This window comes from Streptomyces sp. NPDC058880, assembly GCF_042742535.1.
Lineage (GTDB): Bacteria > Actinomycetota > Actinomycetes > Streptomycetales > Streptomycetaceae > Streptomyces.
Map to the genome: position 1 here is coordinate 158357 of NZ_JBHYMC010000006.1, position 9530 is coordinate 167886.

The 9530-nt window shown below is 71.5% G+C and carries 8 protein-coding genes; all 8 read right to left on the reverse strand.

The genetic code is table 11. The features are described 5' to 3' along the window. Positions 1-60: 60 nt before the first annotated feature. The 8 genes from ACFW2G_RS06150 to ehuB all read right to left on the reverse strand — a co-directional run bounded on the left by ACFW2G_RS06150 (position 61) and on the right by ehuB (position 9363). Positions 61-2052 (reverse strand): ABC transporter permease subunit, encoded by a 1992-nt coding sequence (locus tag ACFW2G_RS06150; protein ID WP_384680848.1) that lies wholly within the window; start codon positions 2050-2052, stop codon positions 61-63. Beyond that, a complete protein-coding gene (locus ACFW2G_RS06155) occupies positions 2049-3116 on the reverse strand; it encodes a glycine betaine/L-proline ABC transporter ATP-binding protein (RefSeq protein WP_384451550.1) in 1068 nt (355 codons plus the stop codon). Before ACFW2G_RS06155 ends, ACFW2G_RS06150 begins: the two co-directional genes overlap by 4 nt. After that, positions 3116-4654, reverse strand: coding sequence for a GMC family oxidoreductase (locus ACFW2G_RS06160; RefSeq protein WP_037916849.1), 1539 nt, complete (start codon positions 4652-4654; stop codon positions 3116-3118). Before ACFW2G_RS06160 ends, ACFW2G_RS06155 begins: the two co-directional genes overlap by 1 nt. A gap of 113 nt (positions 4655-4767) precedes the next feature. Beyond that, on the reverse strand, positions 4768-6270 hold the full coding sequence (locus ACFW2G_RS06165) for an aldehyde dehydrogenase family protein (protein WP_037916852.1): 1503 nt from the start codon (positions 6268-6270) through the stop codon (positions 4768-4770). A 65-nt stretch (positions 6271-6335) separates the two neighbouring features. Continuing rightward, entirely contained in the window at positions 6336-7097 is a 762-nt protein-coding gene (gene ehuA, locus ACFW2G_RS06170; RefSeq protein ID WP_384451619.1) for an ectoine/hydroxyectoine ABC transporter ATP-binding protein EhuA, read from the reverse strand. 22 nt (positions 7098-7119) lie between these two features. Then, complete coding sequence (gene ehuD / locus ACFW2G_RS06175; RefSeq protein ID WP_384451545.1) at positions 7120-7755, reverse strand: ectoine/hydroxyectoine ABC transporter permease subunit EhuD; 636 nt, start codon at positions 7753-7755, stop codon at positions 7120-7122. Further along, the gene (gene ehuC / locus ACFW2G_RS06180; protein WP_384581364.1) at positions 7755-8432 is read right to left on the reverse strand and encodes an ectoine/hydroxyectoine ABC transporter permease subunit EhuC; all 678 of its coding nucleotides are present in this window, start codon (positions 8430-8432) and stop codon (positions 7755-7757) included. Before ehuC ends, ehuD begins: the two co-directional genes overlap by 1 nt. A gap of 13 nt (positions 8433-8445) precedes the next feature. Then, positions 8446-9363, reverse strand: a complete 918-nt coding sequence (ehuB, locus tag ACFW2G_RS06185) for an ectoine/hydroxyectoine ABC transporter substrate-binding protein EhuB (protein WP_037916858.1) — start codon at positions 9361-9363, stop codon at positions 8446-8448. Positions 9364-9530: the final 167 nt, after the last annotated feature.

Genomic DNA, 9530 nt, shown 5'->3' on the forward strand with positions numbered 1-9530 from the left:
GAAGGGGGGAGGGGACAGAACGAGGGGAGGGGACGGGGGAACGGTCGAGGCGGCCCGGCCTCAGTGCCGGGCCGCCGGCGCCGCGGACGCCGACGGCGTCTTCGGCTGGGTGAGCTTGTCGAGCATCAGACCCAGGCAGACGATGCCCGCGCCGGCGACGAGCCCGGTGCCGAGCTCACCGCCCGTCAGGCCCTTGACCACGTCGAAGCCGAGAGCGCCGCCGCCGACCAGGCCGCCGATGACGACGACGGCGAGGACGAGTACGACCCCCTGGTTCGCGGCGACCAAGAGCGCAGGCCTGGCCAGGGGCCACTGCACCTGGCGGATCTGCTGCCAGGTGGTGGCGCCGAGCGAGCGCGACGCCTCCACAGCGGCCGGGTCCACCTGCTTCAGGCCCTGGGTCGTGATCCGCACGACGGCGGGCAGGGCGTAGACGGCCGCCGCGGTGATCGCCGCGACCCGGCCGGCGTTGAAGAGCTGGACGACCGGGATGAGGTAGATGAACTGCGGCAGGGTCTGCATTGCGTCGAGGACCGGCCGCAGCAGCCGTTCGACCCGCCCGACCCGGGCGGCGAGCACGCCGAGGGCGAAGCCCGGCAGCAGCGTGAGCGCCACGGCGACGAGGACCTGGGACAGGGTGTAGAGCGACTTGCCCCAGATGCCGAGGACCCCGACGGCCGCGAGCGCGAGCACGGCGGTCACGGCGCCCCGCCAGGTCCCCACGGCGCGCGCGGTCAGCCCGGCCAGGATCAGCAGCGACCACCAAGGAAGGGCCTGAAGTCCGTCGTTGAGCGGGTTCAGCACCCATGTGGTGATGCCCCCCGCCCAGACGTCCGTGCCGCCGAGGACCGGAACGTCCTGGTAGAAGTGGCCGACGATCCAGTCCATGGACGTGTTCAGCGGGGCGGCGAAGTCCACGGTCAGGCCTTCGGGCCAGCCCCGCGCCAGGAACTGCCCCGACAACAGGCCCACGACGGCCACCACGGCGGCGACCGCGGCCGCCCGCTGCCCGGGCCGCGCGCCGGTACCGGCTCCGGCCGCGGCCGTCGTCCGGTCCAGCCACACCGCGATCATCACAATGGCCAGGCCCGCGGTCAGGCCCTGTCCGAAGTCACGGGTCTTGAGGGCCTGGTAGATGCTCTCGCCCAGACCGCCCGCGCCGACCACGGAGGCGATGACCACCATGGACAGCGCCATCATGATCGTCTGGTTGAGTCCCAGGAGCAGCTGGTGCCGGGCGAGCGGCAGCCGCGCGGTGCGCAGCCGCTGCCACTTCGTCGAACCGAGCGAGCGGGAGGCCTCCAGTACCGACGCGTCGGCCCCCCGCAGACCCAGCGCGGTCATGCGGACCATGGGCGGGGTCGCGTAGACGACCGTGGTGATCAGAGCGGACGGGGTGCCGATACCGAAGACCAGGACCAGTGGCAGCAGGTACGCGAACGAGGGCAGGACCTGCATCGTGTCCAGTACGGGGCGAAGCGCCCGCTGGGCGGTGTCCGACAGGCCGGCGGCCAGCCCGAGCAGCAGGCCGAGCGCCGCCGCCACTGCCACGGCGACCAGCATCAGGGCGAGGGTCTCCACCGCCGGCTCCCACAGCCCCAGCAGCCCGCATCCCGCCAGTGCCCCGAACGCCACGGCCGCGTGCCGCAAGCCGTTGCGGCCCGCGCCGGCCGCGTACCAGGCGAGCGTTCCCGAGACGGCCAGCAGGCCGGTCCAGCCGGCGGAGGTCAGCAGCCCGTGTACCCAGTCCACCGATGCGGTGGCCGTGTTCGACAGGTGCAGCAGGAAGTACAGGAACACCGGATGGGTGTCCCGGTTGTCCACCACCCAGTCGGCGAACGAGTCCAGGGTGGGCACGAGATCGATGCGCAGGGCCTGCGGCCAGCCGGCGTCGCCGAGCAGCGCGATGGCCGGCAGCAGCAGGGCGAACGCCAGGAGCAGGGTCCGGGCGGAAGGAGGCGAGGGCCGCCAGGCCGTCCACGACGAGAGGCCCTGCTGCTGGACCTCCGGCGCATCGGCCTCCACGACGGGGTCCGGGGCGGTCGTGCTCATGCCGTCACCACGCCCGCGTCGGCGGCGCGCGGCTCCAGTCCGGCGACGACCGCAAGAAGCGCGGCCTGGTCGACGACACCGAGCAGGCGGTCCCCGGCCATCACCCTGGCGGGCACACCGTCCCGGGCGACGGCCGTGATGCCCTCCGCGACCGTGGCGTCGGGGGCCAGGGCCGCGCCGGCGCCGGTCTCCTCCGGCCGGGCGGGGCGCATGGCCCGGGCCACGGTCACGACCTGTTCGCGCGGGACGTCGCGGACGAACTCCCGCACGTAGTCGTCGGCGGGGCGGGTCACGATCTCCTCCGGCGTACCCAGCTGGACGACGGCGCCGTCGCGCATGAGGGCGATGCGGTCGCCGAGTTTGAGCGCTTCGGCGAGGTCGTGGGTGATGAAGACCATCGTGCGGCCCTCTTCCCGGTGCAGACGGATGACCTCCTCCTGCATGTCCCGTCGGATGAGGGGGTCGAGGGCGCTGAACGGCTCGTCGAACAGCAACACTTCGGGGTCTGCCGCCAGGGCCCGCGCCAGACCGACCCGCTGTTGCTGACCGCCCGAGAGCTGGTCGGGGCGGCGGTCCTCCAGACCGGTGAGCCCGACCTTCTCGATGACCTCCAGCGCGCGGGCCCGGCGCCCGGCCCTGGAGACCCCCTGGATCTGCAGCCCGTAGGCGACGTTGTCGAGGACGGTGCGGTGCGGGAGCAGACCGAAGTGCTGGAAGACCATGGCGGCACGGTGCCGTCGCAGTTCGCGCAGCTGGGACGGGTCCATGGCGAGGACGTCCTCGCCGTCGATGGCGAGTGATCCGGCCGTGGGCTCGATCAGCCGGGTCAGGCAGCGCACCAGGGTGGACTTGCCCGAGCCGGACAGGCCCATGACGACGAAGACCTCGCCCTTGCCGATGTCGAAGGACACGTCCCGGACGGCGGCGGTGCAGCCGGTACGGGCACGGATCTCCTCGGTGGTGAGTCCCGCCCACCGGGTGTCGCCCGGAATCTGTCCGGCCTTCGGGCCGAAGACCTTCCACAGCCCTCGCACGGAGAACACGGGATCGCTGGTGGTGTCCATCAGACGGTCCTTTCCGGCGCGGCGGCCGACACCAGGAGGTCGGCGCACCTCTCGCCGACCATCAGCACACCGATCATGGGATTCACGGCGGGGATGGTGGGGAAGACGGACGCGTCGGCGATGCGAATGCCCTGGAGCCCCCTGATCGTCAGATCGGGTGCGACCACCGCGAGGCGGTCGTCCGGCGCGCCGATGCGGCAGGTTCCGGCGGGGTGGTACACGGTGTGGGCGACACGGCGCGCGTACTCGCTCAGCTCCTCGTCCCCGGTGACCTCCGGGCCGGGGCAGACCTCTCTGACCAGCCAGGAAGCGAGAGGCTCGGTCGTGGCGACCTCCCGGGCGATCCTGATCCCGTCCACCAGGGTCCGGCCGTCGTAGTCGTCCTCGTCGGTGAAATAACGGAAGTCCAGGGCGGGTTTGACCGCGGGGTCGGAGCTGGTCAGGTAGAGCCGCCCCCGGCTGCGGGGCTTGGGGATGTTGGGAGTCATCGACACGCCGTGCCGGGGCCGTTCGTAGCCGAGCCGTTCGGGATTGTCGGTGAAGGGGATCTGGTAGAAGTGGAACATCAGGTCGGGCCCCGCAGAGTCCGGGTCGCGCCGGACGAACAGCCCCGCATCGCTGTCCATCGCGGAGTTGTCGGGTATCGGTCCCCGCGTCTCCCACACGATGACGGACTCGGGATGGTCGAGCAGGTTCTCGCCGACCCCGGGAAGATCGTGGAGCACCTCGATGCCGAGGGCGTCCAGGTCCTCGCGCCGACCGATCCCGGAGTGGAGCAGCAGCCGGGGAGTGTCCACGGCCCCGGCGCAGACGACGACCTCCCGCCTGGACCGTACGAGGATCTCCTGGCCGTCCTTGGTGCGGACGTGGACTCCGGTCGCCCGGTCGCCCTCGAACTCCAGCCGGTAGGCCCAGGTCTCCAGCAGCAGGTGGAGGTTCGGGCGGTCCAAGACGGGGTGCAGGTACGCGACCGACGCGGAGGAGCGCCGGTTGCCCTCGGGCTCGTAGGCCAGGTCGAAGAAGCCGGCGCCCTCATGGAAGGGCTCCGCGTTGAAGCCCTCCACGACCGGCACGCCGAGCGCGCGGTGGGCGGCGTCGACGAAATCGCGCGCGATGGCGTTGCGGTCCTTCTCGGCCACCGGCACCACGTTGTTCAGGAGCTTGGCGAAGTACGGCTCCATGGCGGCGGCGTCCCAGCCCTGCGCGCCGTGTGCCACCCACTCCTCCCAGTCGGAAGGGAGGGGCTTGAAGGCGATGAGGGTGTTGTGGGACGAGCAGCCGCCGAGGACGCGGGCCCGGCTGTGCCGGATGTGGGAGTTCCCACGGGGCTGTTCGGTGGTGGGGTAGTCGTAGTCGAGCTCCCCGCCGAGCAGGCCCATCCAGCGGCGCAGGGTGAGGACTTCGGGCCGGTCGACGTCGCTGGGTCCGCCCTCGATGACGGCGACGGTGACCCCGGGCTGCTCGGTGAGACGGGAGGCGATCACCGAGCCGGCGGTGCCGCCGCCGACGATGACGTAGTCGTATATGTGGTCGGGCATGACGTGTTTCTCCAGGTGATGCGGGTGATGCGGGTGGTGCTGTCGGTGCGAGTGTCGGCGGGTCGCGCCGTGGACCGGGCCGCTGCCGGGGCGCGGGCAGCCCGGTCGTCGTGTCATCCCGAGAACCACCGCACGGGACGCGGCGCGAGGTTGTGGTAGACGTGCTTGGTCTCCCGGTACTCGGCGAGCCCGGTGGGGCCGAGTTCGCGGCCGATGCCCGACTTGCCGAAGCCGCCCCACTCGGCCTGGGGCAGGTAGGGGTGGTAGTCGTTGATCCAGACCGTGCCGTGGCGGAGCCTCGCGGCGACCCGCCGGGCGCGGCCGGCATCGGCTGTCCACACGGCTCCGGCCAGCCCGTAGTCGGTGTCGTTGGCGAGCGCCACGGCCTCGTCCTCGCTGCGGAAGGTCTCCACGGTCAGCACGGGACCGAAGACCTCCTCACGCACCACGCGCATCTGGCGATGGCACCGGTCGAGCACCGTCGGTTCGTAGAAGTACCCGCCTTCGGGAAGGACTCCGTTCGGCTTCGGCCGGGCCCCGCCGCTGCGCAGCACCGCGCCGTCGGCCAGGGCGGAGGCGACGTACGCCTCGGTCCGCTCCAGCTGGGCGAGCGACGCGAGCGGCCCGCACTCGACGCCCTTCTCGGTTCCCCTGCCCAGCCGGATGCGACCGGCCCGGCGGCTCAGCTCGGCGACGAAGCGTTCGCGCAGGGACTCCTCGACGATCAGGCGGCCACCGGCGGAGCAGACCTGCCCGCTGTGGATGAAGGCGGCGTTGAGCGCTTGGTCGACCGCGGTGTCGAAGCCCTCCGGCGTCTCGCACGAGTCCGCGAAGACGACGTTGGGGTTCTTGCCGCCGAGCTCCAGTGCCACCTTCTTGACGCCGGGCGCGGCCGCCTCCGCCACCTTCACGCCACTGGTCACACCGCCGGTGAACGACACCAGGTCGACGTCGGGGTGCTCGGCCAGACGGGCCCCCACGGTGTGGCCAGGTCCGGTCACGACGTTCGCGACGCCGGCCGGTAGTCCCGCCTCCGCGAGCAGCGCGACGAGGGCGACCGTGGTGAGCGGGGTGAGCTCGCTCGGCTTCACGACGAAGGTGTTGCCGGCGGCGAGTGCCGGTGCGACCTTCCAGCTCACCTGGAGCAGCGGATAGTTCCACGGGGTGATGAGCGCGCAGACCCCGACCGGCTCGTGCACGACCACGCTGTGGACCGTCTCCGTGCCGGCGTCGACGACGCGTCCGGCGCCTTCACCGATGACCAGGTCGGCGAAATAGCGGAAGGCGTCGGCGGCGCAGTCCACGTCCGCCCGTCCTTCCTCGACCGTCTTGCCCGCGTCCCGGCTCTCCAGGAGGGCCAGTTCCTCGCGGTCCCGGATCAGGAGGGAAGCCGTCCGGCGCAACAGCGCGGCCCGTTCGGGGACCGGCGTGCCGGGCCAGGTACCCGCGTCGAAGGCGGCGCGCGCCGCGGTGACCGCGGCGTCCGCGTCCTGCGGGCCGCCCTCGGCGACCACGGCGAAGGGCTGACCGTCCGCCGGGTCGATGATCTGGCGGGTGTCGCCGGAGTGGGCGCCTCGCCAGGTGCCGGCGATGTGGATGGTTCTCTGAGTCGACAAGTGCTGACGGCCTTCTGTTTCCGTGTGGACGGCACCGGGTGCGGTGCCTGGGTGTGCTGTCCGGCTCAGCGGACGGCGCCGAGAAAGGACCGGGTCCTCTCGTGGGCGGGTGCTTCGAAGAGTCGTTCGGGAGGCCCTGACTCCAGCACCCGGCCGTGGTCGAACATCAGGACCCGGTCGGATACGTCCCGGGCGAAGCCCATCTCGTGCGTGACGCAGAGCATGGTGATGTCCGTGGTCCGTGCGATGTCCCTGAGGACGTCGAGGACCCCGGCCACCAGCTCCGGGTCGAGTGCCGAGGTGACCTCGTCGAGGAGGAGGATGTCCGGTCGCATGGCCAGGGCGCGCGCGATGGCCACCCGCTGCTGCTGGCCGCCGGAGAGGCGTACGGGGTGCGCGCCGTGCTTGTCGTCGAGCCCCACCAGGTCCAGGAGCTCCCGGGCGCGCTCGGCCGCTTCGTCCTTGCTCAGGCCCAGTACGTGGACGGGGGCCTCCATCACGTTCTCCAGCACCTTCATGTGCGGGAACAGGTTGAACTGCTGGAAGACCATGCCGATGCGCCGGCGGGCTACGGCGAGGTGCTTCTCGTCGGCGGGCACCAGCCCGCCCCCGCGGCGGTCCGGCATGTGCGAGAAGGGCTTTCCGTCCACATGGATGGTTCCCTCGGTGACCCGCTCCAGCGTCATCAGCAGACGCAGGATGGTGGTCTTGCCGGAGCCGCTGGGCCCGATCAGCGTGACCTTCTCGCCGCGGGCGACCTTCAGATCGAGCCCGTCCAGCACGGTCTGTTCGCCGAAGCGTTTGACGACCCCGTCGAAGCGGACCATCTCCGCCGCCGGGGTCGGAATCTCACTGGGCAAGGCGTTTCTCCAGTCGTCTCATGAGCACGGAGGCGGGGTAGCCGGCGATGAGGAAGAGCAGGGCGGCCAGGGTGAAGGCCTCGAGATACGCGAAGTGGACGCTGCCGTATTCGTTCGCGCGCTGCACCATCTCCTGCACGGCGATCACCGAGAGGAACGGGGTTTCCTTGAACATCGAGATCACGTAGTTGCCCAGCGCCGGCAGGACGTTGCGCACCGCCTGCGGGAGGACCACCGCCCACCACACCCGCCGCCGCGGCAGCGACAGCGCGGTGCAGGCCTCCCACTGGCCCGCAGGCACCGCGTCGATTCCCGCCCGGTACACCTCGCACGTGTAGCAGGCGTAGTGGACGCCGAGTACGGCGATGCCCAGGGTCAGCGCGTCGAGTCCGGGGATGAGCACCCAGGCGGCGAACAGCTGGATCATCACGGGCGTGGACCGCACGAAGTCGGCGGCCAGGCGCAGGGGCAGGGTCACCCAGCGCGTCGGACTGCGCAGCAGCACCGCCATCACCAGACCCAGTGCCATCGCGAGCGCGGAGCCCAGCACCGTGGCGAGCAGGGTGGTGCGGAACCCGCTCAGGATGACCGGCAGCCCTTCCCGGGCCGTCTCCCAGGACCACATCAGGAGCCCCCCGCGTCCTGGCCGAGCCGGGTCTTCGCCGACGACTCCACTGCCTTCATCAAGGAGTTCAGTGCTGCGGCGATGGCGTAGTAGATCACCAGAATGGCGAGGTAGGCCTCTGCGGTGCTGCCCGTGAGCGACCTGAGCTGGTCCATCTCGAAGGTGAGGTCGGCGATGGTGATCAAGGAGAGCAGGGGAGTGGCCTTGAGGAGCTGGATGAGGAGGTTGCCGAACGGCGGGACCATCTGCACCCACGCCTGGGGCAGCATCACCCGGGTCAAGCGCTGCCGCGGGCTCATCCCGAGCGCGAGCGCGGCCTCCCACTGGGAGCGCGGGACGGAGCCGAGCGCGCCGCGCACGACCTCGGAGCCGTACGCACCGAAGTTCAGGCCGAAGGCGACGACGGCACAGGCCATGGGTTCCAGCCGGATACCGAGGACGGGGAGGGCGAAGAAGAGCCAGAACAACTGCACGTACAGCGACGTACCGCGGAAGAACTCGACGGCGAACCGGGCCGGTCCGCGTACCAGCAACCGGGGCGAGCGCGTCATGAGTCCGAAGCCGAAGGCCACCAGCAGGGCCACCGCCGCGCTGAGCGCGGTGGCCAGCAGGGTCACCCCGATGCCCTCGCCGATGCCGGGCAGCGATCGGGCGAACTCGTGGAAGAAGTCGGTCATGTCGAGGTTCTCGTCACTGCGCGCACAGTCCGGCGGTCCGGAGCGTCGCCGGGGGGACCTCCGCCTCGGTGAACCCGTACTTGCCGATCAGCGCGACATAGCGGGCGGGGTCGCCGGTGATCTTCGCCAGCTCGCCGTTGAAGGCGTCCCGCAGCGCCGTCGCCCCGGGCCGGAACACTGCGCCTCCGGGGCTGTACTGCGGTGTCCCGTTCAGCTTCGGAAGGAACGGCTCCAGGACTTCGACCGGCGCGTCGGAGTTCGTCCGGGCGAGCCAGCGCAGCGAGATGCCGGTGAGCGCGAAGCAGTCGATCCGCCCGGCCACCAGCGCGTCGAGGCCGTCCTGCTGCTTGGCGAGGGACTTGACCGACGAAGCGGCCACGCCGGCCCCCTGCGCGTACGTCGCCTCGACGGCGGCGGTCAGCACCCCGACCGTGGCGCCGCCGGCGGCGACCGAATCCAGATCGCTCAGCTTCCGGGGGTTGCCCTTGGGCACCATGAGCGCCGTGGGCGAGACGAACTCTGGCTCGGAGAAGGCGACTTTGGCACACCGCTCGGGGGTGATGGCCATTCCGGCGCTCACGACGTCGAAGCGTCCGGCCAGCAGACCCGGGATCAAGGCCCCGAACTCGGTCAGCGTCGGGCGCATGTCACGGACCCCGAGTGCGGAGAAGATCTCCCGGTGCAGTGTGGGGGCCTCGCCCGCCAGCTGGTTGCCGTCCTGGAAGCCGTAGGGAGCCTCTCCCGCGAACCCGACGCGGACGTACCCCTGCCCGCGCAGCTTCGCCAGCAGTTCGCCGTCGTCGGCGGGAGCTCCGGACCCCACCTCGGTGCGGCTGCACGCGGTGATCAGGCCCGGCGCCAGGACCGCGCCCCCGAGCGCAGCGGTCCGGGAGAGGAACCCTCTCCGGGAGAGGTCCTTGTGCTGGGGCATCTGATTCCTTTCGGTGGCCTTGCGGGCAGGGGGGACCGGCCGGTCCGGGCGGGGGGGCCGGGCCGGGGGGGCGGCGGGTCCGGGGGTCGTGGCGGGGGCGGTCGCCGGGGGGGGGCCGGGTGCGGCCGGGGGTGGGGTCCTGGGTGCGGATGGTGGTGGGCCGGTAG

What these genes read in the sequence shown, in the direction of transcription:
- ACFW2G_RS06160 (WP_037916849.1), bottom strand. Translation starts at nt 4,654, where the DNA reads ATGCCCGACCACATATACGACTACGTCATCGTCGGCGGCGGCACCGCC.
- ehuD (WP_384451545.1), bottom strand. Translation starts at nt 7,755, where the DNA reads ATGTGGTCCTGGGAGACGGCCCGGGAAGGGCTGCCGGTCATCCTGAGC.
- ehuA (WP_384451619.1), bottom strand. Translation starts at nt 7,097, where the DNA reads ATGGTCCGCTTCGACGGGGTCGTCAAACGCTTCGGCGAACAGACCGTG.
- ehuB (WP_037916858.1), bottom strand. Translation starts at nt 9,363, where the DNA reads ATGCCCCAGCACAAGGACCTCTCCCGGAGAGGGTTCCTCTCCCGGACC.
- ACFW2G_RS06150 (WP_384680848.1), bottom strand. Translation starts at nt 2,052, where the DNA reads ATGAGCACGACCGCCCCGGACCCCGTCGTGGAGGCCGATGCGCCGGAG.
- ehuC (WP_384581364.1), bottom strand. Translation starts at nt 8,432, where the DNA reads ATGACCGACTTCTTCCACGAGTTCGCCCGATCGCTGCCCGGCATCGGC.
- ACFW2G_RS06155 (WP_384451550.1), bottom strand. Translation starts at nt 3,116, where the DNA reads ATGGACACCACCAGCGATCCCGTGTTCTCCGTGCGAGGGCTGTGGAAG.